Source organism: Pseudomonas putida (genome assembly GCF_022627325.1).
Lineage (GTDB): Bacteria > Pseudomonadota > Gammaproteobacteria > Pseudomonadales > Pseudomonadaceae > Aquipseudomonas > Aquipseudomonas putida_X.
In genome coordinates this window covers 19,269-44,306 of sequence record NZ_JAETZZ010000015.1, presented here as the reverse complement: position 1 = coordinate 44,306, position 25,038 = coordinate 19,269, and the positions used below count along the sequence as shown (strand labels likewise).

At 62.6% G+C, this 25,038-nt stretch carries 24 protein-coding genes; 11 read left to right on the top strand and 13 right to left on the bottom strand.

Features of this window, described 5'->3' with window-relative positions:
• Window positions 1-35: 35 nt before the first annotated feature.
• Window positions 36-1,403, bottom strand: coding sequence for a DNA repair protein RadA (gene radA, locus JNA92_RS21515; protein ID WP_241806550.1), 1,368 nt, complete (start codon window positions 1,401-1,403; stop codon window positions 36-38).
• 178 nt (window positions 1,404-1,581) lie between these two features.
• On the opposite strand from radA, the gene mscL reads away from it, so the two are divergent.
• On the top strand, window positions 1,582-2,001 hold the full coding sequence (gene mscL, locus JNA92_RS21510; RefSeq protein ID WP_241806549.1) for a large-conductance mechanosensitive channel protein MscL: 420 nt from the start codon (window positions 1,582-1,584) through the stop codon (window positions 1,999-2,001).
• 117 nt (window positions 2,002-2,118) lie between these two features.
• Here mscL and JNA92_RS21505 read toward each other — a convergent pair whose 3' ends face one another.
• Window positions 2,119-2,895: a ferredoxin--NADP reductase gene (locus JNA92_RS21505; protein WP_241806548.1), complete on the bottom strand. Its 777-nt coding sequence runs from the start codon at window positions 2,893-2,895 to the stop codon at window positions 2,119-2,121.
• A 212-nt stretch (window positions 2,896-3,107) separates the two neighbouring features.
• Here JNA92_RS21505 and JNA92_RS21500 point away from each other — a divergent pair, with 212 nt between their 5' ends.
• Both JNA92_RS21500 and JNA92_RS21495 read left to right on the top strand, forming a co-directional pair.
• Complete coding sequence (locus JNA92_RS21500) at window positions 3,108-3,818, top strand: autoinducer binding domain-containing protein (protein ID WP_241806547.1); 711 nt, start codon at window positions 3,108-3,110, stop codon at window positions 3,816-3,818.
• Window positions 3,819-3,911: 93 nt separating this feature from the next.
• Window positions 3,912-5,036 carry a methyltransferase gene (locus JNA92_RS21495; RefSeq protein ID WP_241806546.1) on the top strand — a complete coding sequence of 375 codons (1,125 nt, stop codon included), beginning with the start codon at window positions 3,912-3,914 and terminating at the stop codon, window positions 5,034-5,036.
• A 31-nt stretch (window positions 5,037-5,067) separates the two neighbouring features.
• Here JNA92_RS21495 and JNA92_RS21490 read toward each other — a convergent pair whose 3' ends face one another.
• Genes JNA92_RS21490 through JNA92_RS21480 form a run of 3 tightly spaced genes read right to left on the bottom strand, consistent with a single transcriptional unit; the run spans window position 5,068 to window position 7,679 of the window.
• Window positions 5,068-5,223, bottom strand: a complete 156-nt coding sequence (locus JNA92_RS21490) for a DUF2474 domain-containing protein (RefSeq protein WP_241806642.1) — start codon at window positions 5,221-5,223, stop codon at window positions 5,068-5,070.
• 8 nt (window positions 5,224-5,231) lie between these two features.
• Window positions 5,232-6,239, bottom strand: coding sequence for a cytochrome d ubiquinol oxidase subunit II (cydB, locus tag JNA92_RS21485; protein ID WP_241806545.1), 1,008 nt, complete (start codon window positions 6,237-6,239; stop codon window positions 5,232-5,234).
• Window positions 6,240-6,242: 3 nt separating this feature from the next.
• Complete coding sequence (locus JNA92_RS21480; protein ID WP_241806544.1) at window positions 6,243-7,679, bottom strand: cytochrome ubiquinol oxidase subunit I; 1,437 nt, start codon at window positions 7,677-7,679, stop codon at window positions 6,243-6,245.
• A 345-nt stretch (window positions 7,680-8,024) separates the two neighbouring features.
• Between JNA92_RS21480 and JNA92_RS21475 the strand changes: the two genes are divergently transcribed.
• The 3 genes from JNA92_RS21475 to trmA all read left to right on the top strand — a co-directional run bounded on the left by JNA92_RS21475 (window position 8,025) and on the right by trmA (window position 11,777).
• Window positions 8,025-9,245, top strand: coding sequence for an MFS transporter (locus tag JNA92_RS21475; protein ID WP_241806543.1), 1,221 nt, complete (start codon window positions 8,025-8,027; stop codon window positions 9,243-9,245).
• A 154-nt stretch (window positions 9,246-9,399) separates the two neighbouring features.
• Entirely contained in the window at window positions 9,400-10,695 is a 1,296-nt protein-coding gene (locus JNA92_RS21470; protein WP_241806542.1) for an NCS2 family permease, read from the top strand.
• Window positions 10,692-11,777 carry a tRNA (uridine(54)-C5)-methyltransferase TrmA gene (gene trmA, locus JNA92_RS21465; protein WP_241806541.1) on the top strand — a complete coding sequence of 362 codons (1,086 nt, stop codon included), beginning with the start codon at window positions 10,692-10,694 and terminating at the stop codon, window positions 11,775-11,777. The genes JNA92_RS21470 and trmA overlap by 4 nt, the downstream gene beginning before the upstream one ends.
• 38 nt (window positions 11,778-11,815) lie before the next feature.
• On the opposite strand, the gene pcaG is transcribed toward trmA, so the two are convergent.
• Both pcaG and pcaH read right to left on the bottom strand, forming a co-directional pair.
• Window positions 11,816-12,421: a protocatechuate 3,4-dioxygenase subunit alpha gene (pcaG, locus tag JNA92_RS21460; protein WP_241806540.1), complete on the bottom strand. Its 606-nt coding sequence runs from the start codon at window positions 12,419-12,421 to the stop codon at window positions 11,816-11,818.
• A gap of 10 nt (window positions 12,422-12,431) precedes the next feature.
• The gene (gene pcaH, locus JNA92_RS21455; protein WP_241806539.1) at window positions 12,432-13,151 is read right to left on the bottom strand and encodes a protocatechuate 3,4-dioxygenase subunit beta; all 720 of its coding nucleotides are present in this window, start codon (window positions 13,149-13,151) and stop codon (window positions 12,432-12,434) included.
• Between the two features lie 188 nt (window positions 13,152-13,339).
• Between pcaH and ypfJ the strand changes: the two genes are divergently transcribed.
• A complete protein-coding gene (gene ypfJ, locus JNA92_RS21450; RefSeq protein WP_241806538.1) occupies window positions 13,340-14,224 on the top strand; it encodes a KPN_02809 family neutral zinc metallopeptidase in 885 nt (294 codons plus the stop codon).
• Between the two features lie 186 nt (window positions 14,225-14,410).
• Window positions 14,411-16,330 (top strand): methyl-accepting chemotaxis protein, encoded by a 1,920-nt coding sequence (locus JNA92_RS21445; protein WP_241806537.1) that lies wholly within the window; start codon window positions 14,411-14,413, stop codon window positions 16,328-16,330.
• Between the two features lie 105 nt (window positions 16,331-16,435).
• Here the strand turns inward: JNA92_RS21445 and ggt are convergent, their stop codons facing one another.
• The 3 genes from ggt to JNA92_RS21430 all read right to left on the bottom strand — a co-directional run bounded on the left by ggt (window position 16,436) and on the right by JNA92_RS21430 (window position 19,828).
• Entirely contained in the window at window positions 16,436-18,103 is a 1,668-nt protein-coding gene (gene ggt / locus JNA92_RS21440) for a gamma-glutamyltransferase (protein WP_241806536.1), read from the bottom strand.
• 117 nt (window positions 18,104-18,220) lie between these two features.
• Entirely contained in the window at window positions 18,221-19,117 is an 897-nt protein-coding gene (locus tag JNA92_RS21435; RefSeq protein WP_241806535.1) for a LysR family transcriptional regulator, read from the bottom strand.
• A 120-nt stretch (window positions 19,118-19,237) separates the two neighbouring features.
• Complete coding sequence (locus JNA92_RS21430) at window positions 19,238-19,828, bottom strand: NAD(P)H-dependent oxidoreductase (protein WP_241806534.1); 591 nt, start codon at window positions 19,826-19,828, stop codon at window positions 19,238-19,240.
• Between the two features lie 159 nt (window positions 19,829-19,987).
• Here JNA92_RS21430 and JNA92_RS21425 point away from each other — a divergent pair, with 159 nt between their 5' ends.
• Entirely contained in the window at window positions 19,988-20,302 is a 315-nt protein-coding gene (locus tag JNA92_RS21425) for a putative quinol monooxygenase (RefSeq protein WP_241806533.1), read from the top strand.
• On the opposite strand, the gene JNA92_RS21420 is transcribed toward JNA92_RS21425, so the two are convergent.
• Complete coding sequence (locus JNA92_RS21420) at window positions 20,292-21,056, bottom strand: sulfite exporter TauE/SafE family protein (protein ID WP_241806532.1); 765 nt, start codon at window positions 21,054-21,056, stop codon at window positions 20,292-20,294. The genes JNA92_RS21425 and JNA92_RS21420 overlap by 11 nt on opposite strands.
• A gap of 78 nt (window positions 21,057-21,134) precedes the next feature.
• Here JNA92_RS21420 and JNA92_RS21415 point away from each other — a divergent pair, with 78 nt between their 5' ends.
• Both JNA92_RS21415 and JNA92_RS21410 read left to right on the top strand, forming a co-directional pair.
• Complete coding sequence (locus JNA92_RS21415; RefSeq protein WP_241806531.1) at window positions 21,135-22,019, top strand: LysR family transcriptional regulator; 885 nt, start codon at window positions 21,135-21,137, stop codon at window positions 22,017-22,019.
• A 124-nt stretch (window positions 22,020-22,143) separates the two neighbouring features.
• Window positions 22,144-22,488, top strand: a complete 345-nt coding sequence (locus JNA92_RS21410) for a cupin domain-containing protein (protein WP_241806530.1) — start codon at window positions 22,144-22,146, stop codon at window positions 22,486-22,488.
• 119 nt (window positions 22,489-22,607) lie between these two features.
• On the opposite strand, the gene mmsB is transcribed toward JNA92_RS21410, so the two are convergent.
• Both mmsB and JNA92_RS21400 read right to left on the bottom strand, forming a co-directional pair.
• Window positions 22,608-23,495, bottom strand: a complete 888-nt coding sequence (gene mmsB, locus JNA92_RS21405; protein WP_241806529.1) for a 3-hydroxyisobutyrate dehydrogenase — start codon at window positions 23,493-23,495, stop codon at window positions 22,608-22,610.
• Window positions 23,496-23,505: 10 nt separating this feature from the next.
• The gene (locus JNA92_RS21400; RefSeq protein ID WP_241806528.1) at window positions 23,506-25,032 is read right to left on the bottom strand and encodes a CoA-acylating methylmalonate-semialdehyde dehydrogenase; all 1,527 of its coding nucleotides are present in this window, start codon (window positions 25,030-25,032) and stop codon (window positions 23,506-23,508) included.
• Window positions 25,033-25,038: the final 6 nt, after the last annotated feature.

The following is a 25,038-nucleotide window of genomic DNA, read 5'->3' as shown; positions in this document are numbered from 1 at the left end:
GCCTGCGTCGGCCCACGGCCAACCCCGCAAGCGGGTTACTCGAACAAGGCGTCCAGGGCCTGCTCGAGCCGGGTCACGGCGATCACTTGCAAGCCGGCCGGTGATTCCTTCGGCGCGTTGCCCTTGGGCACGATGGCCCGCTTGAAGCCGTGTTTCGCCGCTTCTTTGAGGCGCTCCTGCCCACTGGGAACCGGCCGCACCTCGCCCGACAAACCGATCTCGCCAAATACCAGCAGCCCATGGGCCAACGGCCGGTTGCGCAGGCTGGACATGACCGCAGCCAACAAGGCCAGATCCGACGCGGTTTCAAGGACCTTCACGCCGCCGACGACATTGAGAAACACGTCCTGGTCATGGGTGGGGATACCACCATGGCGGTGCAGCACCGCCAGCAACATGGCCAAGCGGTTCTGGTCCAGGCCCAGGGTGACACGCCGCGGGTTGGCCAGGTGGCTGTCATCGACCAGCGCCTGTACCTCTACCAGCATCGGCCGGGTACCTTCCCAGGTGGCCATGACCACGCTACCCGGTACTTCTTCCTGAGCCCGGTTGAGGAAGATCGCCGATGGGTTGGACACCTCTTTGAGCCCACGGTCGGTCATGCCGAAGACGCCCAGTTCATTGACCGCGCCGAAGCGATTCTTCACCGCACGCAGCAAGCGCAAGCGGCCATCGGACTCACCCTCGAAATACAACACGGTGTCGACCATGTGCTCCAGCACCCGCGGCCCCGCCAGGGAGCCTTCCTTGGTGACGTGGCCGACCAGGAAGATTGCCGTACCGCTCTGTTTGGCGTAGCGCACCAATAAAGCCGCACTTTCGCGCACCTGGGCGACACCGCCGGGCGCGGATTGCAATTGCTCGGTGAAGATGGTCTGGATCGAATCGATGACCATGACCCGGGGCTTTTCCTGACGAGCCGTGGCGATGATCGTTTCGATACACGTCTCGGTCATCACCTTGAGTTGGTCCTGGGGCAGCCCCAGCCGGCGTGAGCGCATGGCCACCTGCTGCTGCGATTCTTCGCCGGTGACATACAGTGCCGGCATGCCAACGGCAATGTTGCACAAGGTCTGCAGCAGAATGGTCGATTTGCCGATGCCCGGATCACCACCGATCAACACCACCGAGCCATCGACCAGGCCGCCACCGAGCACGCGATCGAGTTCGGTGCTGCTGGTGGTGAAGCGTGGAATCTCCTCGACGCTGACTTCGGCCAGGGTCTTGATCTGCGCCTGCTGCCCGGTCCAGCCGGCGCGACCGCTGGGTGGCGCTGCGCCACCGCTCTCGATCATGGTTTCGACCAGGGTGTTCCAGGCCCCGCATTCGCCACACTGGCCGGCCCATTTGGGAAAGGTAGCGCCGCACTCGGTGCAGCCATACAAGCGCTTGGCCTTGGCCATGGGCAGGGTCTCCTGGAAAAAGTGGCCATGATAGCCGACGCAGAGCGGTATTGATCGCGCCTGGATGCGACAAAACTATTCTTGCCCGGAGCAGTCATTACCCCTGAGCGGCAAGCATCAAGCGTTTTGCTGGTTTACACTGGGTTGACGCCACCATTTGTTATAAGGGATATCGAACATGGGAATGATCAGTGAGTTCAAGGCCTTCGCGGTCAAGGGAAATGTCGTCGACATGGCGGTCGGTATCATTATCGGCGCGGCGTTCGGCAAGATCGTCTCCTCCTTCGTCGGCGACGTCATCATGCCCCCGCTGGGGCTGCTGATCGGGGGCGTGGACTTCAGTGACCTGGCGATTACCTTGAAGGCAGCTGAAGGTGACGTACCGGCCGTGGTGCTGGCCTACGGCAAGTTCATCCAGACGGTGATCGACTTCGTGATCGTGGCATTCGCCATCTTCATGGGTGTGAAGGCGATCAACCGTTTGAAGCGCGAAGAGGCCGTGACGCCAAGCGCTCCACCAACACCCACCCCTCAGGAAACGCTGCTGACCGAGATCCGGGATTTGCTCAAATCCCAGAACCAGAATCGCCTGCCCTGAGGAGCTGCAAGCGGCAAGCTGCAAGCGGCAAGAGAAAAGCCGCTCAGCGCAACGCTCGCAGCTTGTAGCTCGTAGCTTGTAGCTTGTAGCTTGTAGCTTGTAGCTTGTAGCTTGCAGCTACCAGTAATTCTCCACGGCCACCTGGCCAGGCCGCTTGCTCAAGCTCAACTGCAAGTCACGCGCCTTGAGCACCTTGCGGGTCTCATCGATCATTTGCGGATTGCCGCAAAGCATGACCCGTGAGTGCTCGGGCGACAGTTCGAGCCCCGCCGCTTTTTCCAGCTCGCCGTTCTCGATCAACGTGGTGATACGCGCATTCAACGCACCCGGATGCTGCTCACGGGTAACCACCGGGATGAATTGCAGCTTGCCTGCAAACTCCGCCAGGTAATCACGCTGTTCAAGCCCGGCAATGTCATCCACATAGGCCAACTCCTTGGCCTCGCGTACCGAATACACCAGTTTGATGCTGTCGAAACGCTCCCAGGCCTCGAAGTCCTGCAGGATCGACATAAACGGCGCAATGCCAGTACCGGTCGCCAACAGCCACAGGTCACGGCCACCGACGAAACGGTCAAGGGTCAGGTAGCCAAACGCCTGGCGGTCGATCAGCAGGGTATCACCCTCGCCGAGGCGGCTGAGCTCGCTGGTGAACTCCCCGCCCGGCACCACGATGGAGAAGAAGTCGAGATACTCGTCATGCGGCGCACTGACCATCGAATAGGCACGCCAGACCACGCTGCCATCGGCCTTGGTCACGCCAAGCCGCGCGAATTGCCCGGCCCGGAAGCGAAAGCCCGGGTCGCGAGTCACCCGCAGGCTGAACAGGCCAGGCGTCAGTGGCTGGACGTCCAGCAGGGTCTGGCGGGTAAACTTTTCGGCACTGGCGGTCATGACGGGCTCCGTGAATAGCGTACGCACAGTGTCGCGCAAAGCGGCCAGGATAAAAACCGTTCGATTGTAAGGGCACAGACGACCACTCAGCCGTTTCCATGGGCAGATGAGACCTCCTTAACAAAAAAAACCCAACATGCCGCTCGGTCTTTTCCTACAATTGTTCCGGTATGCAAACGGATTGAGTCCTCAGGACGCGACGGAGGGGGCCAATGCCTCACTGGAATCACGAGCATTTACATCGCCTGGTCACTGAAAGCACGCCCCAGAAGGTATTCGACCTTGCAGTACACCTGGCACAGGACCTGGGCATGGAGTTCATGGGGCTCAAGCTGCGCATTCAACTTGCGGCCCAGGCCCCCAGGCTGTACCTGTACAGCAACTACCCGCTGGCCTGGATCGAGCGCTATCAGCGCGATGAGTTCTACAAGCAGGACCCGGCAGCAGCACTGAGCCACACGTCGACCGGGCCGGTACTGTGGACCGATGAGTTGTATCGTGAAGCCCCTGACTTCCGTGAGCAGGCGTGCAAACATGGCCTGCGCCACGGCTGGACTCAGTCGCTGCACGACCTCCGGCACAACGAGACACAGCTCAGTGTGGCAAGGCCCTGTGGCGAGATCGATATCCACGAACTGTACGACAAGGCCGGCCAGGTGCAATGGCTTTGCCACACGCTGCATGACACCATTTGCGAGCACCACCTGGGCAAATTGAGTTCGCCACTGAAGATGAGCGATCGCGAACTCGAGGTGCTGAAGTGGTCGGCCGCCGGCAAGACTGCAGCCGACGTTGCCTGCATTCTGTCCCTGTCGCTCAGCACGGTGAACTTCCATATCCGCAGCGTGATCACCAAGACCAACGCCTCCAACAAGGCCGGCGCCGTCGCCATTGCGATGATGCGGGGCCTGATCGACCAGTAGCCCAGCCTGCGACCCGCCGCAAAGCCCTGTAGAATCGCGTACCAAAGCTCGTGACGATCCGTCTCGGGCAGATCCGTGCCCGAGCCAGATGCCATGCCCCTGTTGATCACACCCTATGCCGAACTCGACCTGATCCGCCACCCGGACCAGGCCAACGACCCGTTGCAGGCCTTTGACGCCGCCGATGAATACCTGCTTGAGCAACTGCACGCTCAGCCACTGGCTGCCGGGAGCAGCGTGCTGGTACTCAATGACAGTTTCGGCGCGCTGGCCGTCAGCCTGGTCGACCACGTGCCAGTGGTCAGCAGCGGTGATTCGCACCTGGCCCGCATGGCCCTGGAAAAAAACCTCGCGCGCAACGGCAAGGCTTTCGACAGCGTACCTTTCGTGCCCGCCAGCGAGCATTGGCAGGGGAACTTCGATTGCGTGCTGGTCCGTGTGCCTAAAACCCTTGCACTGCTCGAAGAGCAACTGATCCGCTTGCAAGGCCATCTGGCGCCCGGCGCCCAGGTCATCGCTGCGGCCATGATCAAACACTTGCCTAGGGCTGCGGGTGAACTGCTGGAGAAGTACATCGGCCCGGTCCAGGCTTCGCTGGCGCAAAAAAAAGCGCGATTGCTGACGGCCACCTTCAGCGAGCGCCCAGCCGCACGCTCCCCCTACCCGACCCGCTACCGCCTCGAGTCACCGGCGCTCGAACTGCTCAACCATGCCAACGTATTCTGCCGCGACGGCCTGGACATCGGCACACGGGCCTTCCTCCCCCACCTGCCACAGGGCCTGGGCAATGCCCGTGTCGCCGACCTGGGTTGCGGCAACGGTGTGCTGGCCATCGCCAGCGCGCTGGCCAACCCCCAGGCGCACTACACACTGGTGGATGAATCGTACATGGCGGTGCAGTCGGCGCAGGAAAACTGGCAGGCGGCGCTGGGCGATCGCGCGGTGACGGTGCAGGCAGGCGATGGCCTGGCCGGGCTGGAAAAGCAATCGCTGGATGTGGTGCTGTGCAACCCGCCGTTCCACCAACAGCAGGTGGTGGGCGACTTCCTTGCCTGGCGCATGTTCCAACAGGCGCGTGAGGCCTTGGTGGTTGGCGGTGCGTTGTACATCGTCGGCAATCGCCACTTGGGCTATCACAGCAAATTGGCGCGCCTGTTCCGGGGGGTTGAACAGGTGGCCGCGACACCGAAGTTCGTGATCCTCAAAGCCCGCAAATGAAGGCGGGGCCGCGCAGTGCGGCCCCGGATCATCAATGGGTGGTCAACCCCGCCGCGCTCATGAACAGCCGCATCACATAGGCCGCCACACCCAGGGCGGCCACGCTCGCGGCCCAGATCAGCACCAGCCAGCCCAGGCGTTGCCACAGGGGTTTCTTCTCTTCAAGGCCATGCTTGCCAGCCATGATGGGCCCTCCTAATGATAGCCGTCTTCGTGGGTGACCTTGCCTCGGAACACGTAGTAGCTCCAGAAGGTGTACCCCAGGATGAATGGCAGGATGAACAACGTGCCGACCAGCATGAAGCCCTGGCTCTGCGGCGGCGCGGCTGCCTCCCAGATCGAGATCGACGGTGGAATGATGTTCGGCCATAGGCTGATACCCAGGCCGCTGTAGCCCAGGAAGATCAGCACCAGGGTCAGCAGGAACGGGGTGTAGTTGGCACTGCGTGCCACCGCCTTGAACAACCCGTAGAAGGTTACCAGCACCAGCAGCGGTACCGGCATGAACCAGATCAGGTTAGGCATGCTGAACCAGCGATCGGCGATCTGTGGGTAAGCGATCGGCGTCCACAGGCTGACGATGCCGATCACCACCAGCAACACCAGGGCCAGCGGCCGGCCGAGCTTGTGCATCTGCGCTTGCAGCGGCCCCTCGGTCTTCATGATCAGCCAGGTGCAGCCAAGCAAGGTGTAGGCAACGATCAGCCCCAGGCCACTGAACAGGCTGAACGGGGTCAGCCAGTCGAGCGTGCCACCGGCGTAGTGCCGGTCCACGACCTTGAAGCCCTCGATGAACGCCCCAAGCGCCACCCCCTGGAAGAAGGTCGCCACCAGTGAACCGCCGATGAACGCTTTGTCCCAGATGTGACGCTTGTGGTCCTTGGCCTTGAAGCGGAACTCAAACGCCACTCCGCGGAAAATCAGGCCGATCAGCATGAGGATCAGCGGCAGATAAAGCGCTTCGAGCACCACCGAATAAGCCATCGGAAAGGCCCCGAACAGCCCGGCGCCGCCCAGGATCAACCAGGTTTCGTTACCGTCCCATACGGGGGCGACGGTGTTCATCATCACGTCACGGTCCCGCTCAGCCTCGACGAAGGGGAAGAGCATGCCGATCCCTAAGTCGAAACCGTCCATCACCACGTACATCATGACGCCGAAAATGATGATCACGGCCCAGATCAGCGGAAGATCGATACCCATGGCTCAGTTCTCCTTGCTCAGGCTGGGGGCAGTGGCCTTGTGGCCTTCATCGGCAGCGGACAGCGGCCGTGCCGGCGTGCGTTTCTGGCCTGGGCCACCTGGGGTGTGCTCATCGCCCTCGCCGGTTTTCGGCCCTTTGCGCACCAGGCGCATCATGTAGCCCAGGCCCGTGCCGAACAGCGCGAAGTACACCACCACGAATGCGATCAGGGTAAAGCCCAGCTGGGCGTAGCTATGGTTGGACACGCCCTCCGACGTGCGCATCAGCCCATACACCACCCACGGCTGGCGGCCGATCTCGGTCGTGAACCAGCCGGCAAGAATGGCGATCAGCCCCGATGGCCCCATCCACAGCGTCAGGTACAGGAATGGGCGCGACGTGTAGAGCGTGCCGCGCTTGCGCAGCCAGAGGCTCCACAGGCCAACGAAGATCATCAGGAAACCAAGCCCCACCATGACCCGGAACGACCAGAAGACAATGGTCGAGTTGGGACGGTCCTCGCGCGGGAACTCCTTCATCGCAGGCACTTGTTTATCCAGGCTGTGGGTAAGGATCAGGCTACCGAGCGCCGGGATTTCGACCTTGAAGCGGGTGGTTTCGGCTTCCATGTCCGGGATGCCGAACAGGATCAGCGGGGTTGGCTCGCCAGGGACGTTTTCCCAGTGGCCTTCGATTGCGGCAATTTTCACCGGCTGATGCTTGAGGGTGTTGAGCCCGTGGAAATCACCGATCACAGCTTGAATGGGGGCAACGATCAGCGCCATCCACATGGCCATCGACAGCATCTTGCGCACCGCCGGGTTATCCCGCCCGCGCAGCAGGTGCCAGGCCGCCGAGGCGCCAACGAAGAAGGCAGTGGCAACGAACGCGGCGGTGGCCATGTGCATCAGGCGGTAGGGGAACGAGGGGTTGAAAATGATCGCCAGCCAGTCCACCGGCACGACCCGACCATCGATGATCTCGTGGCCTTGCGGGGTCTGCATCCAGCTGTTGGACGCCAGGATCCAGAAAGTCGATACCAGCGTCCCCAAGGCCACCATCACCGTTGAGAAAAAGTGCAGGCCCCGGCCCACACGGTTCCAGCCAAACAGCATGACGCCGAGGAAGCCTGCCTCCAGGAAGAAGGCCGTCAGCACCTCATAGGTGAGCAGTGGGCCCGTGACAGCGCCGGCGAAATCTGAAAAACGGCTCCAGTTGGTACCGAACTGATAGGCCATGACCAGGCCCGAAACCACGCCCATGCCGAAGTTCACGGCGAAGATCTTCGACCAGAAATGGTAAAGGTCACGGTAGACCTGCTCGTTGGTCCTCAGCCAAAGGCCTTCGAGAACCGCCAGGTAACTGGCCAGGCCAATGGTGATGGCCGGAAACAGGATGTGGAACGACACGGTAAAGGCAAACTGAATTCGGGCGAGCTCAAGGGCTTCTATTCCGAACATGATGCTTCCTCTTCAGGTAATCCGGCTTCGGGCTCGTGGCCCGTTGCCCACAGCCCCCGCGTTAGTGTCGAGTGCGGCACGTTGGAATTGTTCTGTTCGATCGCAGGGATTTCGACCCATAGGCCAATTCGTTGCTTCTGGAACGATTGATCCAGATCAACGATTGGTACCAAGCATAGTCCTGAATGGCCCGCCAGGCGGTGCGGTTGTTTGCCGCGTGACCAGTTGCCTCATGGGCTTCCAAAGCCGGTGGAAGCGTGCCGACACAGGCAAACAGTAACCGTTTGTTACAAACAGATGATAATCTGCCGCCCCCGTCTACTGCGCCGAGGCCACAGGTTTCCGATGTCCGATTCCGCACCGCAGTTGTTGCGCCATCACCGCCCTTTCATTGCCTTCTGGCTGGCCCGTGTGTTCACCGCCAGCGGTTTCCAGATGCTCACCGTGGCCATTGGCTGGCACCTCTACCAGCTGACTGGCAATGTGCTCGACCTGGGCCTGGTCGGGCTCGTCGAATTCGCCCCGCGGGTGCTGTTCATGCTGCACACCGGGCATGTCGCTGACCGCTTTGACCGGCGCAAGGTCGCGGCTCTGTGCCAGACCCTGCAGGGCCTGATCGCCCTGATGCTGGCGTTGGGAAGCGCCACCGACAACGTCAGCCGCGAACTGATCTTCGCCCTCGCCTTCCTGCTCGGCGCTACCCGCTCGTTCGAAATGCCCGCCACCCAGGCGCTGCTGCCCAATGTGGTGCCGCCCGGGCTGTTTCCTCGGGCGGTCGCGGCCTCAGCCTCGGCCACCCAGGCGGCGACCATCGTCGCCCCGGCCGTGGGCGGGTTTCTTTATGCCTTCGGCAGCATTTGGGTGTACGGCCCTACCGTGGTCCTGTATGCCATTGCATGCCTGCTGATGCTGAGCCTGAACTCGCGCCAGCAGGTGCCGCAGCGAGGGCGCGCCAGCCTGGAGTCGTTGCTGGCCGGGATCCGTTTCATCCGTAGCCGTCCAGACATTCTCGGGGCGATTTCCCTTGACCTGTTCGCCGTGCTGCTGGGAGGCGCCACCGCGCTGCTGCCAGTGTTCGCCAAGGACATCCTGCTCACAGGGCCGTGGGGCCTGGGGTTGTTGCGGTCGGCGCCCGCGGTGGGCGCGCTGCTGATGTCGTTCTGGCTGGCGCGCTTCCCGGTAGAGCGCAAGGTCGGCCGCACCATGTTCACCGCCGTCGGGGTGTTCGGCGTGGCCACCATCGCTTTTGGCCTGTCGACCTCATTCTGGTTCTCGCTGGCGGTACTGGTGGTGCTGGGTGCGGCAGACATGATCAGCATGGTGATACGCGGTGCGTTCGTGCAACTGGAAACACCGGACGAGATGCGTGGCCGGGTAAGCGCGGTCAACGGCCTGTTCATCGGCGCCTCCAACCAGCTCGGCGAGTTCGAATCGGGGGTCACGGCGCACTGGTTCGGCACGGTGCCGGCGGTGGTGCTGGGGGGCGTGGGCACCTTGGTGGTGACCGGCGTGTGGATAAAGTTGTTCCCGACACTGGCTACGCGGGATCGATTGCACAATGGTTGACGGCGGCCTGAACGGCCATAGGCCCCTGCCAGCCATGCTGGTATGATGCGCGGCTTTTTTCCTCCCCACGCAAAACCACGGCAGCCGCTACGGCCTGTGCTTTGCTGATGGGGTCGATACATTCACGGCGCCGGGGGCGCCTCGGGGAGCGGGCATGCTGGAAAGGCTGTTTCAACTAAAAGCACACAACACCAACGTGCGCACCGAGATTCTTGCGGGCGTCACCACCTTCCTGGCGATGGCCTACATCCTGTTCGTCAACCCGAGCATTCTCGGCGAAACCGGCATGGACAAGGGCGCGATCTTCGTCGCCACCTGCCTGGCTGCGGCCATCGGCTCGGCGACCATGGGCCTGATTGCCAACTACCCGATCGCCTTGGCGCCAGGCATGGGCTTGAACGCGTTCTTCACCTACACCGTGGTCCTGCACATGGGCCACACCTGGCAGGTGGCGCTGGGCGCGGTGTTCCTCTCGGCAGTCATGTTCTTCCTGCTGTCGATCTTCCGCATACGCGAGTGGATCGTGAACAGCATCCCGCTGCCGCTGCGCTCGGCCATCGCTGCCGGCATTGGCCTGTTTCTGGCGCTGATTGCCCTGCATAACGCCGGCATCGTCGTCGATAACCCGGCCACCCTGGTGGGCATGGGTGACCTCAAGCAGCCGTCGGTCATTCTTGCCACGCTCGGTTTCTTCCTGATTGTGGGCCTTGAATCGCTCAAGGTGCGCGGCGCAGTGCTGATCGGCATTCTCGCAGTGACGGTCGCGGCGATCGCGATGGGCGTCACACCATTCGGCGGTATCGTGTCGATGCCACCGTCGCTGGCACCGACCTTCCTGCAGTTGGATATCGCCGGGGCCCTGGACGTGGGCCTGGTCAGCGTGATCTTTGCGTTCCTGTTCGTCGACCTGTTCGACAACTCGGGCACCCTGATCGCCGTGGCCAAACGCGCCGGCCTGATGGGCAAGGACGGCCACATGCCGAAGATGGGCCGTGCCCTGATCGCCGACAGCACCGCGGCCATGGCCGGTTCGCTGCTGGGCACCTCGACGACCACCAGCTACATCGAGTCGGCGGCAGGCGTGAGCGCCGGTGGCCGCACCGGCCTGACCGCCATCGTGGTGGCCGTGCTGTTCCTGCTGGCGCTGTTCTTCGCCCCGCTGGCCGGTAGCGTACCGGCCTTCGCCACCGCACCGGCATTGCTGTTCGTCGCCGTGCTGATGGCTTCGGGCCTGGCGGAAATAAACTGGGACGACGTGACCGAGGCCGCACCGGTAGTGGTCACCGCCCTGGCCATGCCGCTGACCTATTCGATCGCCAACGGCATCGCCTTCGGTTTCATCTGCTGGACTGCGGTCAAACTGATCTCCGGCCGCCGCCACGAGCTGAACCCGGCACTGGTGATCCTTTCCATCCTGTTCGTCATCAAGCTGGGCTGGTTCAACGCATGAGTGCTGTCTTCGACCCTAGCGCCTACGACGCGCAACTGCAGGCCAAGGTTACCCGCCTGCGCGAGCTGCTGGCCCCCTTCGGTGCGCCGCAGCCCGCTGTGTTCGACTCGCCGCGCGAGCATTATCGCTTGCGTGCCGAGTTCCGCCTGTGGCGCGAGGACGGCCAGCGCCACTATGCGATGTTCGCCCCGGGCGAGAAGCACAAGGCCATCCTGATCGACGATTTCCCCATTGCCAGCGAGCGCATCAATGCACTGATGCCACGCCTCAAGGCGGCCTGGCAGGCCAGTGAAGAACTGAGCAATCGCCTGTTCCAGGTGGAGTTCCTCACCACCCTTGCCGGCGATGCGATGATCACCCTGTGCTACCACCGCCCGCTGGACGAGGCCTGGGAAGTGGCAGCGCGGCAGCTAGCCGAAGAACTGGGCGTGAGCCTGATCGGCCGCTCCAAAGGCAAGCGGCTGGTCATCGGCCGTGATTACGCCGTGGAACAACTCGACGTGGCTGGCCGCGTGTTCAGCTATCGCCAGCCCGAAGGCGCCTTCACCCAGCCCAACGGCGCGGTGAACCAGAAGATGCTGAGCTGGGCTTACGACGCACTCGGCGAGCGCGATGACGACCTGCTGGAGCTGTACTGCGGCAACGGCAACTTCACCCTGCCGCTGGCTACCCGGGTACGCCAGGTGCTGGCCACCGAGATCAGCAAGACCTCGGTCAATGCCGCCCTGAGCAACCTCGAAGAGAACGCTGTGGATAACGTGCGCCTGGTGCGCCTGTCGGCAGAAGAGCTGACTCAAGCGCTGAATGAGGTTCGCCCGTTCCGCCGGCTGGAAGGGATCGACCTGAAGCGTTATGCCTTCGGTACGGTGTTCGTCGACCCACCACGTGCGGGGATGGACCCGGATACGTGCGAGCTGACGCGGCGCTTCGAACGGATTCTGTACATCTCGTGCAACCCGGAAACGCTGGCGGCCAACATCGAGCAGTTGCAGGACACGCATCGCATTGAACGCTGTGCGCTGTTTGACCAGTTCCCGTATACCCACCACATGGAAAGTGGGGTATTGCTGGTTCGACGCTGATCGGCGGAAATTGGGGCCGCTTTGCGGCCCCAGTTGTATCAGAAGTCGAAGAAGACCGTCTCCCCTTCCCCCTGAACACGGATATCGAACCGATACGCCGTCTTGCCGTCCACCTCGCAACGCTTGGCAATCAAGGTTTCACGGCGCTGCGGCTGCTCGATCAGGTTGAGCACCGGGCACTTGGCGTTCGCCTCGGCCTCATCCTCGAAGTACAGCCGCGTGTGCAAGTGGATGTTGATGCCGCGGGCAAACAGGCTGATGTTGATGTGCGGGGCCATCGGCACACCGGCAGCGTTGTTCACCACCCCCGGTTTGACGGTCTGGACGGTCCACTCACCGGCATCGAAAGTGGTGGCAGTGCGACCGAAGCTGTTGAAGGCGTTTTCCAGGTTGCAGTCATCCTGGTACTGGCCATTGGCATCGGCTTGCCAGAGTTCAAGGAATGAATCGCGGATCAAGTGGCCGTTGCCGTCGTACACATGGCCGATCAACAGGATGTGTTCACCCGGCGCCTCTGGCTTGGCCATTCGGTTCCAGATTTCCTGGTCACGGGTGGGGTTACCGGCCGCTTCCAGGGCCAGGCCGATGTGTACGTAGGGGCCGGCGGTCTGCGAGGGGGTTTCCGGCAGCAGTTCGATTGGCATGGCGGGGTCCTCAGCAGTTTTCGAAGTGGGTCTTGCGCTGGCCGCGCAGCACGATGTCGAAGCGGTACGCCAGGCAATCCATGGGGTTGGCGTTACTCATGTCGAGCTTGGCGATCAGTTGCTGCACCGCTTCAGGGTTGGCGATCGACTTGACGATCGGGCACATCGGGATCAGCGGGTCGCCCTCGAAGTACAGCTGGGTGATCAGCTTGGTGGCGATCGACGGGCCGCTGATACCGAAGTGGATGTGCGCCGGGCGCCAGTCGTTCGGGCCGTTGCGCCATGGGTAGGGGCCGGGCTTGATGGTGCGGAAGCTGTAGTAGCCATCACTGTCGGTCAGGCAGCGGCCGACGCCACCGAAATTCGGGTCCAGCGGGGCCAGGTAGCGATCGTTCTTGTGGCGATAACGGCCACCGGCGTTAGCTTGCCACATTTCTACCAAGGTATTGGGCACTGGCTTGCCGTATTGGTCGACGACGCGGCCGGCAACGATGATGCGCTCACCAATCGGCAGGCCACCGTTGTTGAAGTTGAGCAGCAGGTCATGGTCGTGGGCGCCGAAGCCCAGGTGGGTGAAATCCGGGCCGGTGGTTTCGCTGATCGACTGCGGAATGCTGACCAATGCCTGGCGCGGCGAGCGGGCAACAGAAGTCTTGTAGTCGGGCGTCAGGGCCTTGGGGTGCCAGTTGCGATCACGGATCACGAAGCGGCTGTTGTCCTGGGCGGGCATGCCGTTTTCCTCTCTTGGAGTTATCAAAACACCTGTGGTTCGCAGGCGGACTTGCAGTTTCGGATAGGTCGAAGCAGATGAATATTGAATTCCGCCGACCGTTACTTAACCAAATGGTTATGCATTAGTACCTTTGGCTGGCGTGAACTAACCTATGTCTTCATGTTTCACGCTCTGGAGTGCACTTCATGGAATGGCGAAAAGGCCGTCGTAGCGACAACGTGGTCGATGCCCGTGGCCAAGGTGGCGGCGGTGGTGGCATGCGCTTTGGCGGTGGCAAGGGCCTCGGGCTCGGAGCCATCCTTCTGATCGTCGGCATCGGCTGGCTCACTGGCCAGGACCCGCTGCAGATCCTCGGCCAGCTCACCGGGCAAATGGAGCAGCAGCAGGCTCCAAGCAGCGTGGGCAACAAGGCCCCAGCGGCCAACGACGAGCAGGCCCAGTTCGTCGCGTCGATCCTGGGCGACACCGAAGACACCTGGAAGGCGTTGTTCTCCCAGGCTGGCAAGCAGTATCGCGACCCCAAGCTGGTACTGTTCAGCGGCCAGGTCAATTCCGCCTGCGGCTTCGCTTCAGCGGCGGTGGGGCCGTTCTACTGCCCTGCTGACCAAAGGGTGTACCTGGACATGTCGTTCTTCCGTGAAATGGAAACCCGCTTCGCCGCTGCAGGCGACTTCGCTCAGGCCTACGTGATCGCCCACGAGATCGGCCACCACGTGCAGACGTTGCTTGGCGTGTCGGCCAAGGTCGATGCGGCGCGCCGCGCAGGCCAGCGCCTGGAGGGTGAAAATGGCTTGCTGGTGCGCCAGGAGTTGCAGGCCGACTGCCTGGCCGGGGTATGGGCATACCAGGCGCAGCAACGGCTGAACTGGCTTGAGCCGGGGGACGTCGAGGAAGCGCTGAATGCAGCCAACGCCATCGGTGATGACCGGCTGCAGCAAAAAGGCCAAGGGCGCGTGGTCCCGGACTCCTTTACCCATGGGACCTCGGCGCAGCGGGTGCGGTGGTTCAAGGCCGGGTTTGCCCAAGGCGAAGTGAACAGCTGCGACACGTTCAGTGCGCCCAACCTTTGACGTTTCGAGGCCCCCTGCGCATGGCACGCCAGCTGCCGTGCGCGGTGTCGCAATTGAGTCGAAAAAGCGTTTCAGCTTCCTCGCCATTTGCCGATAACCCCTGCACGATTCAGCGGGCATCCAGAACAACAACGCCTAGCGATCGACAATTGATCAAGTGAGCGAAATCATTTCTGGAGAGCGTGCATGAACAGCTGGTTTGCCAACATCAGCGTCAACCTCAAACTCGGCCTGGGCTTCGGCCTGGTGCTGGTCCTCACCGGCCTGCTGGCCCTCACCGGCTGGACCAGCCTGGGCAGCCTCATCGACCGCAGCAACTGGATGGGCGACATCGGCAAGCTCAACAAAGACCTGACCGACCTGCGCGTGGCGCGCCTGCAGTACATGATCGCCAATGGCGACGATGCTGCAGCAGCGAACACCCAGGCCAAGCTGGATGCCTTCAGCAAACAGCAGCAATACCTGGTCAGTACTTTCAAGAGCCCGGAAAACGTCAAGCTGCTCAAAGAGCTGGGCCAGACCATCAGCGAGTACGAAGTCTCGCTGAACAAGATGCGTGCAGGCTACAAAGGCTCGCTGGCTGCACGTGACGCGATGAACGTATCGGCTGCCAAGACCGACGAGGCCATGGCGTTGCTGGGCGAGGAAGTCATGGGCCGCCCCGAGGCCGATAGCGTGCGCCTGGCTCAATACCAACTGATCAGCAAGGCGCGCCAGCAACTGCTGCAAGTGCGGGTGGATGTGCGCGGTTACATTGCCGACAACTCTGCGGCCAACGAACAAGCCGCCCTGCGCCAGCTGGAGTTGGCCCTTGCCGAGATCGACACCCTGAAGCGTCAGCTGCCCGCCGAAGCCACGCGGGTGCAGCAGTTGGAGCAATCGATACAGACCTACCGTGAGGCCGTGCGCCAGTTCCGCGCTGCAGTCGCCGAAATCACCACCGCCCGTGCGGAGATGACCGTGCAAGGCGGCGACATCGTCAAGCGCAGCGACGCGCTGTACAAGATCCAGATCGACCGCCGCGACGCCGAGAGCGCCCAGGCACGCAGTCTGCAGACCATCGCCACGTTGCTGGCCTTGCTGGTCGGTGTGCTGGCAGCGGTGCTGATCACCCGCCAGATCACCCGCCCGCTGCACGACACATTGCAAGCGGTGGAGCGCATCGCCGGTGGCGACCTCACCCACGACCTGCGGGTTACCCGCCGCGACGAGATCGGCGTGCTGCAACAGGGCATCGCCCGCATGGGCACCACCCTGCGCGAGCTCATCACCGGCATCCGCGACGGTGTCACGCAGATCGCCAGCGCCGCTGAGGAACTGTCGGCGGTCACCGAGCAGACCAGCGCTGGCGCAAACAGCCAGAAGGTCGAAACCGATCAGGTCGCTACCGCCATGCACGAAATGGCCGCGACCGTTCAGGAAGTCGCGCGCAATGCCGAACAGGCTTCCCACGCAGCCACCGGTGCCGACGACGAAGCACGCGCAGGTGATCGCGTGGTTGGCGAAGCGATCAGCCAGATCGAACGCCTGGCCGAGGAAGTGCACCGCTCTACCGAAGCCATGAACCTGCTGCAGCAGGAAAGCCAGAAGATCGGCAGCGTCATGGATGTGATCAAGTCGGTAGCCGAACAGACCAACCTGCTGGCGCTCAACGCTGCCATCGAAGCCGCCCGTGCCGGTGAAGCAGGGCGTGGTTTCGCCGTGGTCGCCGACGAAGTGCGTGGTTTGGCCCAGCGCACGCAGAAATCCACCGAAGAGATCGAAGAATTAGTGGCAGGCCTGCAACACGGTACCCAGCAAGTGGCCAACGCCATGCAAGGCAGCCGCACCCTGACCGACAGCAGTGTCGAACTAGCGCGCAAGGCCGGCACTTCGCTGGAAAACATCACCAGCACGGTGTCGAGCATCCAGTCGATGAACCAGCAGATTGCCGCGGCAGCCGAGCAGCAGAGCGCGGTGGCTGAGGAGATCAGCCGCAGCATTCTGAATGTGCGCGATGTGTCGGAGCAGACCGCAGCGGCCAGTGATGAGACGGCGGCGTCCAGTGTCGAACTGGCACGCCTGGGTGGGCACCTGCAGACGCTGGTCAGCCAGTTCCGGGTCTGACCTTAGCCTGTTGGGGCCGGCTTGGCGGCCCCCAGCCGCCAAACCGGCCCCCTCGATAGCGATGGGAGCCGGTTTGCCCGCGATGCTGGCAGAGCTGGCAGCCGGTTATTTAACGACCATCCCCACCCCGCGCCCACGCGGATCCGAAGCCGTCTCAAGCTTCGCCCCGTTGACGCGGATCGCCTGGATATCCCCCATCTCCCAGCCCTGATCCTCGAGCACATACCCCATCTTCTTCAGCTCATCGGCCACCGGGCCGGTAAGCGGTGCATAGCTGTCGAAGTAGATGGTGTCCTTGGGCAGCAACTGGTGGTGCACCCGCTGCGCCGCGACGGCCTTGTCCAGGGGCATGCCGTAGTCGTACAGGTTGTTCATCACCTGGAAGATCGAAGTGAAGATCCGCGAGCCGCCCGGTGTACCGATCACCAGTTCGACCTTGCCATCGCGGGTCATCAGGCTGGGGCTCATGGACGACAGCATGCGCTTGCCCGGCTCGATGGCGTTGGCATCACCGCCCACCACACCGAAGGCATTGGCTGCGCCTGGTTTGGCGCTGAAGTCGTCCATTTCGTCGTTGAGCAGGAAGCCCGCGCCCTTGACCACCACACCACTGCCGTAGTCGAGGTTGAGGGTATAGGTATTGCTGACCGCGTTGCCCTGTTTGTCGACGATCGAGAAGTGCGTGGTCTGGTGCGGCTCTAGGCCCGGTTTGACATCCTCGGTGGCGGAGATGGCCTTGGCGTTGACCTGCGCGGCGCGCTTGGCCAAATAATCCTTGGCGATCAGCTGGTCGACCGGCACCTTGGTGAAGGCCGGGTCGCCCAGGTAGTCGGCGCGGTCGGCAAACACACGCTTCTCGATCTCAGCCAGCAGGTGAATGTATTGCGCCGAATTGTGCGCCACGCCTTTGAAGTCGGCCGCACGGTCTTCCTTGATGCCCAGCAACTGGGCCAGGGCGACGCCGCCGGAGCTTGGCGGTGGCGCGGTGTAAACCACGTTGCCGCGCCAGCTCAGGGCCATGGGCTCACGCCAGACGGCCTTGTAGTCCTTGAGGTCTTCTTTGGTGATCAGGCCTTTGTCGGCCTGCATCTGCGCCACCAGCAGATCAGCGGTCTTGCCTTGGTAGAACTCGCTCACGCCTTTGTCGGCAATACGTTCGAGGGTCTGGGCCATTTCTGGCTGTTTGAACAGCTCGCCGACCTTCATGGTGCCGAAATAGTCGTTGAAGTTGGTCGCGGTCTTGAACAGGCCCTGGGCGTCGTTGCGGTACTGATACTGCTTTTCGGCAATCTTGAAGCCGTTTTTCGCATAGCCGATGGCGGGGGTCAGCAGCTCGCTCCAGGGCAGCTTGCCGAATTTCTTGTGCGCTTCCCACAGGCCCATCACCGTGCCAGGCACGCCGGCGGCGCGCGCGCCGACCAAGCTGAGGTTCTCGATGACCTCGCCTTTTTCGTCCAGGTACATGTTGCGGGTCGCGGCCTTGGGCGCCACTTCTCGGTAGTCGAGGAAGTACGGCTTGCCATCGACGAACAGGGTCATGAAACCACCGCCACCGATGTTGCCGGCCTCGGGGTAGGTCACCGCCAGGGTGAAGGCGGTGGCTACCGCCGCATCCACCGCATTGCCGCCCTTTTTCAGGATGTCGGCGGCCACCTGTGCGCCATATTGATCAGGGGCGGCCACCGCGCCACCCTCCAGGGTTAGCGCATAGGCCGATGAACAGCTCAAGATCGCCGCGCCGAGGGCCATGGACTGGAACAGGACAATACGCATGACACTTCCTTGGTGTTGTTTTTGTTGATCACCCAGTAAGGCCGAAGCCTGTCCACTGTGCAATCACCTGTAGGAAGTTTCGCCGCCCATGGACAGGATTTGTCGCGTTCAGGCAACTCAGCAGGCGTACATCGCCAGTTTGCGCTGGATGAAGTCGAGGAAGCACTGGATGCGCAGGGCCAGTTGCGTGTTGCGGTAATAAACAGCGTGGATAGGCTGGCGGTAGCCGTTGTTGGCAGCGCTCAGAATGACCTGCAGTCGGCCGGCGCGGATGTCCTCGTGGGTCATGAAGTGCGAGAGGCTGACGATACCCTCCCCGGCCAGCGCCAACTGGCGCAGGGTCTCGCCGCTGGAGGCGAGCAGCGCCGGGCGAATTGCCCAACGGTCGCCTTGGGCATGGCGCAGCGGCCACTGGTTGAGTGACTCGGGCTGGCTGAAACCGAGCAGGCAGTGATGGTTCAGGTCTTCGACATGCTGCGGTGTACCGTGCCGCTCCAGGTAAGCCGGACTTGCAAGGATTTGCACCGGGCTGCAGCCCAGCGAACGGGCGTGCAGGCTGGAGTCGGCCAACTCACCGATGCGGATCGCGACGTCGGTACTCTGCTCCAACAGGTCGATGATCAGGTCATCGGTGTTCAGTTCCAGCTCGATATCGGGGTACTGGCTGCGAAATTCGCCGATCCAGGGCAGGATCGCATGCAGCATGAACGGCGCTGCGGCATTGATGCGCAAGCGCCCGGAAGGTGTCTGGCGGTTCATCGACAGGCGCTCTTCCATGTCGTCCATTTGCTGGAGCACCAGCCGAGAACGCTCGAGGAAAAAGCGCCCTTCTTCGGTCAGGTCCATGCGCCGGGTGGTGCGATTGACCAGCGTAGTGCCCAGCTTTGCCTCCAGGCGCGCCAAGGTGCGGCTGACCGCCGAAGGCGTCTGGCCCAGTTGCTCGGCGGCAGCGGAAATCGAACCGCAGTCGATGACGGCGACGAATACCTGGAGTTCTTCGGATCGGGTTTTCACAGGATTGACCACACAATGAATATGCCGTGATTGATAGCGGGTGATCGGCCCCTGTGCAAGGGGCCGCTTCGCGCCCCAATCGCCGGCAAGCCGGCGATTGATGCGCGAAGCGGCCCTATTTCACTGAGCGACGCCGAACACGGCATTCAGATGCGCCTCATAAGCTGCCAACGCAGCCGGCACATCCGGGCGCTTCATCACATCGACTGCCAGATAGGTTGGCAGGCCGGTCATGCCGAGGAACTGATTGGCCTTGTGGAACGGGAAATACACCGCATCCACCCCTTTGCCCTCGAAGAAATCGCTCGGGTCGTCGAAGGCCTGCTGCGGTGCGTTCCAGGTCAGCGACAGCATGTACTGCTTGCCCTGCACCAGGCCACCGCTACCGTACTTCTGCGAAGCATCCGAGCGGGTCCGGCCATCGTTGGCGTAGAGGCTGCCGTGGCCTGCAGTGAAGACTTCGTCGATGTATTTCTTGACGGTCCAGGGTGCGCCCATCCACCAGCCCGGCATCTGGTAGATCACCACATCGGCCCAGAGGAATTTCTCGACTTCGGCCTGCACGTCGTAGCCGGCGTCGATGAAGGTTTGCTGCACGTCAAAACCGGCTCGGTCGAGATGAGCGAGGGCGGCCTCGTGCAGCGTCTGGTTGAGGCGACCCTCAGAGTGGGCGAACTGTTTACCGCCATTGAGCAGGAGAATCTTTTTCATGCTGACCTCGCGTCAAGAATCAATGGCCGGCAGATTAGCGATCATGGGGCATGGGATACAGGGTGAGCGGGGCAAAATACAATTGACCATAAGTCACGAATCCAAAGCTCATTATTGCCTTAGAATCGCTTCATCCCATCATCAAATGAGTTGTGATCAATGAGCGAGCAGTACGCCTTCATTCTCAAGGCAAAGACCCGTCCGGAAATGGCCGAAGCATTCGAAACCCTGTTCCGCGCCTACGTTGAACCGAGCCGCAATGAGCCTGGCTGCATCGAATACCACATGCTGCGCGACAAGGAAGACCCAAGCCTGTTCGTATTCTTCGAGGTATGGGCCAACAAAGCGGCGCTGGATGTGCATTCGGCGTTGCCGCACATGGTCGAGTTCTTCGAAAAACGTATGGACTACCTTGAGCGTGACTTCGATATCCAGCTGATAGAAATGCTCAGCGCGTCCTCCGCTAGCCGTTGATCAGCAGGTGGCCGCCCAGCGCGGCCAGGCCGATGAAGAAGCACCGTTTGAACAGCACGGCGCTGATGCGCTGGCGCAGCCATTGGCCAGCCAGCATGCCCAGGAGCGCCGGTGCCAGCATCAAAAATGAAGCCCCCATTGCCTGGCCACCCAAGGCGTCTTGGCCAGCCAGGCCCAGGGCCAGCGCCAGGGTCGAGACGGTGAACGACAGGCCCAATGCCTGGATCATTTCGTCGCGGCTCAGGCCAAGGCTCTGCAGGTAAGGCACTGCGGGTATCACGAACACCCCCGTGGCGGCGCTCACGATGCCGGTCAGCATCCCGCACAACGGCCCAAGCCACCCTTCTCTGCCTGCCGCCAGCCGCAGGCCAGGCCCGATCAGGCCATACAAGGCGTACACCAGCAGCGCCGCGCCCAACGCATGCGCCGCCCATGGGCCACTGTCGATCCCCAGCCAGGCACTACCAAGCAGCGTACCGATAAAGATCATGACGAGCATCGGCCCGAGACGCCGCAGCAACGCCGGCAGGTGGCCTCCCGCCGCCAGCTGCCAAAGGTTGGTGATAGTCGATGGCACGATCAGCAACGCGGCAGCCTGCGCCGGAGGCATAGCCAGGCCCAAAAGCCCCATCGCGATGGTCGGCAGGCCCAGGCCGATCACCCCTTTCACCGCGCCCGCCAGCAGGAACGTCATGATTACCAGCAGGGACAGAGCCGGCCCGATATGTTGATAGAAAGCGATCAGGTCATTCATGACCACCATCATGGCGTGCAACGGGGCGGCTGAAAATCTGCCATATACTCAGCCTGACTCTCGCCAGGACAGAGGCTGATGCATTTCGACCTGATTGATCTCACGCTATTTCGGCACACCCTGGAGTGCGGCAACATCACCGCCGGGGCCCGCTGCAGTCACCTGTCGCTGCCAGCTGCCAGTGCGCGAATCCGTGCCATGGAAGCCTCGCTCGGTACTGCGTTGCTGGAACGCAACCGCCGCGGTGTACAGCCGACCCCGGCGGGCCAGGCGCTGCTTCAGCATGCTCGGCTGATCGGCCAGCAGGTCGAACGCCTGCAGTTCGATTTGGGCCAGTACGCTCAGGGGCAGCAGGGCCAGGTGCGCCTGCTGTGCAACACGGCGGCGCTGACCGAATACCTGCCGGAGCAGTTGGCCGGGTATCTGGCGGAAAACCCTGGTGTGAGCGTCGACGTGCAGGAAATGCCGAGCCTGAGGATCGTGCAGTCGATCAGCCAAGGCATGGCCGATGTGGGCATCATCTCCACCGCTGCGCCCAGCACGCACCTGCAAACCCTGCCGTTTCGCGACGACCCGCTGGTACTGATCACCCCGCTTGCTCACCCGCTCAGCTCGGAGCCTGCCCCAAGCTTCATCGGCAGCCTTGCCCACGGGCATGTCGGGCTCGGTGCGAACAGCGCCCTGGCGTTGTATCTGGAGGAGCAGGCCCTGCGCGAAGGGCGGCGCATGCACGTACGGGTGCGCGCCGAAGGCTTTGACGGGGTGATCCGCATGGTTGCAGGTGGCGCCGGGGTTGGCGTGGTGCCATTGGCGGCAGTGAAGCGCTGGGAAGGCGTGTTGCCGCTGCACTGGGTGGCGCTGCGTGAGGACTGGGCGAATCGCCGATTGCTGCTGTGCGCACGAGATTTTGCGGGGTTGCCAGGCTATGCGGCCGGGTTGGTCGAGCGGCTGGCCAAGCCCTGAGCGCGTTTACCCACGCGCATGCACATAGCGCAGTCAGGCACCTGAACGTCGAGCCCAGGCAACTGCGGCTCGGCCAATGGCCCTATGGTGTCGAGTCATTCAGCCAGTCACCAGGAGTTGTGCCATGTCCGATTTCATCACCGTCCTGCGCGAAACTTGCCCGACACCGGTCGTGGACGCTACCAAGTGGAAGCGCATCGGCGGCGATCCGCACACCGTCAACCTCAATGCTTACCTGTCGGCCGACGGCAGCAAGATCATGGGCACCTGGATCTGCACGCCGGGCAAGTTCGAGGTCAACTACGAGAAGTGGGAGTTCTGCCACTTTCTTGAGGGTTACTGCATCGTCACCCCGGAAGGTGAAGCGCCCAAACACCTGAAGGCCGGTGATGTGTTCGTGATCGAACCGGGCATGAAAGGGACCTGGGAAGTGGTCGAGACGGTACGTAAATATTTCGTCTTTGCCTGATTACGCCTAAGTTTTTGACAAACCAGCTGTTAAAAAAATCGCGAGGCAGGCAACCTCCCCTCTGGTGCGCAGTTACAGAGGGAAGGCCGGCCGGCCCGCGATGAAGTCCACCTCGCTCGTCAATCCTTCTTGCGGTAGCCCTCGACGATCGCCGAGAAATCTTTGCCACCCTCGCCGCGCAGGCTCATCGCCTGATACAGCTGCTGGGCCACAGCTCCGAGAATGACTGGTTGGTGCACCTGGCGCGCGGCTTCGGTCGCCAGCCCCAGGTCCTTGAGCATCAGCTCGGCACCAAAGCCACCGGTATAGCCGCGGGAGGCCGGGGCGGTTTCGATGATGCCCGGCCAGGGGTTGTAGGTATCGGAACTCCAGCAACGCCCGGTCGAGCTGTTGATGATGCCGGCCAGTACCTTGGTGTCGATCCCCAGCGCATTGCCCAGCGCCATGGCCTCGGCCACGCCGATCATCGAGATGCCCAGCAGCAGGTTGTTGCAGACCTTGGCAATCTGCCCGGTGCCGACCTCACCGCAGTGCACGATGTTGCGGCCCATCTGTTCCAGCACCGGCTTGAGCGTGGCAAAAAGCGCTGCGCTGGCACCGACCATGAACGTCAAGGTGCCTGCCGCCGCGCCGCCAGTGCCGCCGGAAACCGGCGCATCGCCCATGTCCACACCCTTGGCCGCAGCGGCCTTGCACACCTCGCGCGCCGTCTGCGGGTCGATGGTGCTGCAGTCCACGGTCGGTGTGCCCGGGCGCACGCCCGCCAGCACGCCGTCTTCGTTCAGGTAGACACTGCGCACATGGGTTGCAGCCGGCAGCATGGTGATCACCAGCTCGCTGTTGGCTGCCGCTTCCTTGGGCGAAGCGCTGACCTGCCCGCCCAGTTCGGCGAGCTCGGCCAGTACGGTCTTGTTCAGGTCGAACAGGTTCAACTGGTGCCCGGCCTTGATCAGGTTGCGGGCCATGGGGGCGCCCATGTTGCCCAGGCCGATGAATGCGATACGCATGGCGATCTCCTTAGCGCAGGCTGATGGTGGTGTTCACACCGTCATTGACGCTGTCATCATCGAACCAGCGGGCGGTGACGGTCTTGGTCTGCGTGTAGAACTGCACCACCTGCTTGCCGTACGGGCCGAGGTCGCCGAGCTTGGAGCCACGCGACCCGGTGAAGCTGAAGAACGGCACGGGTACCGGGATCGGGATATTGATACCGACCTGGCCGATGTCGATTTCGCTCTGGAACTTGCGCGCCGCCGCGCCGCTCTGGGTGAACAGGCCTGTGCCGTTGCCGAACGGGTTGGCGTTGACCAGGGCGATGGCTTCGTCGAGGGTGTCGACTGCCAGGGTCACCAGAACCGGGCCGAAGATTTCCTGGGTGTAGACCTGCATATCGGTTGTCACACCGGAGAACAGGGTCGGGCCGACGAAATTGCCTTGCTCGTAACCCGGGACCGTCACTTCGCGGCCATCGAGTTCCAGCTTGGCGCCTTCCTTGATACCGCTTTCGATCAGGCCCAGCACACGCTCCTTGGCACGCTTGGAGACGAGCGGGCCGACATCGGTGCCCGGCTCGCTGCCGGCGTTGACCTTGAGCTTGCTGGCCGCGTCCTTGATGTCGGGCAGCCATTCACGCGCCTTGCCCACCAGCACCGCCACCGAGGTGGCCATGCAGCGCTGGCCCGCGGCGCCGAAGGCGGCACCGACCAGGGCGTTGATGGTCTGGGTACGGTTGGCATCGGGCAGGACCACGGCGTGGTTCTTGGCCCCCATCATCGACTGCACGCGTTTGCCGTGCTGGCTGCCCAGGTTGTACACATGGGTGCCGACTTCGGTGGACCCGACGAAGGAGATCGCCTTGATATCCTTGTGCGTGCAGATCGCATCCACTACCTGCTTGCCGCCGTGGACCACGTTCAGCACACCGGCCGGCACCCCGGCTTCCAGCGCCAGCTCGACCAGCATCATGGTCGACAGCGGGTCCTGCTCGGACGGTTTGAGCACGAAGGTGTTACCGCAGACGATGGCCATGGGGAACATCCACAGGGGGATCATCGCCGGGAAGTTGAACGGGGTGATGCCGGCGCACACGCCGATGGGTTGGCGCAGCGTGTAGGTGTCGACTCCGCCGGCGACGTTTTCGGCGAACTCGCCCATTTGTAAGGTGCCGATGGAGGCGGCGTGCTCGACCACTTCCAGGCCTCGGAAAATATCACCTTCGGCATCGGCAATGGTTTTGCCCTGCTCGGCGCTCAGGGTCAGGGCAATGCGCTTGCTGTGTTCGCGGATCAACGCCTGCAGCTTGAGCATGATGCGCATGCGTGCGCCGATCGGGGTGTCGCGCCAGGTCTTGAAGGCGCGCTCGGCAGCCGCCACGGCGGCATCCACTTCTTCGACGGTGGCGAACGGCACCCGCGCCAGCACCTGCTGGGTGGCCGGGTTGACGATGTCGCGCCATTCGGTGGTCTTGGACTCGACCCACTGGCCGTCGATCAGCAGCTTGACCTGCTCGACCTTGGTCTGGTCGGGGGATTGGGGTGCGTTCATCTGCGT

Coding starts and splice junctions, on each gene's coding strand:
- JNA92_RS21480 (WP_241806544.1), bottom strand. CDS start 7,679: ATGTTCGGAATAGAAGCCCTTGAGCTCGCCCGAATTCAGTTTGCCTTT.
- ggt (WP_241806536.1), bottom strand. CDS start 18,103: ATGCGTATTGTCCTGTTCCAGTCCATGGCCCTCGGCGCGGCGATCTTG.
- JNA92_RS21430 (WP_241806534.1), bottom strand. CDS start 19,828: ATGAAAAAGATTCTCCTGCTCAATGGCGGTAAACAGTTCGCCCACTCT.
- radA (WP_241806550.1), bottom strand. CDS start 1,403: ATGGCCAAGGCCAAGCGCTTGTATGGCTGCACCGAGTGCGGCGCTACC.
- ypfJ (WP_241806538.1), top strand. CDS start 13,340: ATGGAATGGCGAAAAGGCCGTCGTAGCGACAACGTGGTCGATGCCCGT.
- cydB (WP_241806545.1), bottom strand. CDS start 6,239: ATGGGTATCGATCTTCCGCTGATCTGGGCCGTGATCATCATTTTCGGC.
- JNA92_RS21470 (WP_241806542.1), top strand. CDS start 9,400: ATGCTGGAAAGGCTGTTTCAACTAAAAGCACACAACACCAACGTGCGC.
- JNA92_RS21410 (WP_241806530.1), top strand. CDS start 22,144: ATGTCCGATTTCATCACCGTCCTGCGCGAAACTTGCCCGACACCGGTC.
- JNA92_RS21415 (WP_241806531.1), top strand. CDS start 21,135: ATGCATTTCGACCTGATTGATCTCACGCTATTTCGGCACACCCTGGAG.
- JNA92_RS21400 (WP_241806528.1), bottom strand. CDS start 25,032: ATGAACGCACCCCAATCCCCCGACCAGACCAAGGTCGAGCAGGTCAAG.
- JNA92_RS21505 (WP_241806548.1), bottom strand. CDS start 2,895: ATGACCGCCAGTGCCGAAAAGTTTACCCGCCAGACCCTGCTGGACGTC.
- JNA92_RS21445 (WP_241806537.1), top strand. CDS start 14,411: ATGAACAGCTGGTTTGCCAACATCAGCGTCAACCTCAAACTCGGCCTG.
- trmA (WP_241806541.1), top strand. CDS start 10,692: ATGAGTGCTGTCTTCGACCCTAGCGCCTACGACGCGCAACTGCAGGCC.
- JNA92_RS21500 (WP_241806547.1), top strand. CDS start 3,108: ATGCCTCACTGGAATCACGAGCATTTACATCGCCTGGTCACTGAAAGC.
- JNA92_RS21420 (WP_241806532.1), bottom strand. CDS start 21,056: ATGAATGACCTGATCGCTTTCTATCAACATATCGGGCCGGCTCTGTCC.
- mmsB (WP_241806529.1), bottom strand. CDS start 23,495: ATGCGTATCGCATTCATCGGCCTGGGCAACATGGGCGCCCCCATGGCC.
- JNA92_RS21425 (WP_241806533.1), top strand. CDS start 19,988: ATGAGCGAGCAGTACGCCTTCATTCTCAAGGCAAAGACCCGTCCGGAA.
- JNA92_RS21495 (WP_241806546.1), top strand. CDS start 3,912: ATGCCCCTGTTGATCACACCCTATGCCGAACTCGACCTGATCCGCCAC.
- pcaG (WP_241806540.1), bottom strand. CDS start 12,421: ATGCCAATCGAACTGCTGCCGGAAACCCCCTCGCAGACCGCCGGCCCC.
- pcaH (WP_241806539.1), bottom strand. CDS start 13,151: ATGCCCGCCCAGGACAACAGCCGCTTCGTGATCCGTGATCGCAACTGG.
- mscL (WP_241806549.1), top strand. CDS start 1,582: ATGGGAATGATCAGTGAGTTCAAGGCCTTCGCGGTCAAGGGAAATGTC.
- JNA92_RS21475 (WP_241806543.1), top strand. CDS start 8,025: ATGTCCGATTCCGCACCGCAGTTGTTGCGCCATCACCGCCCTTTCATT.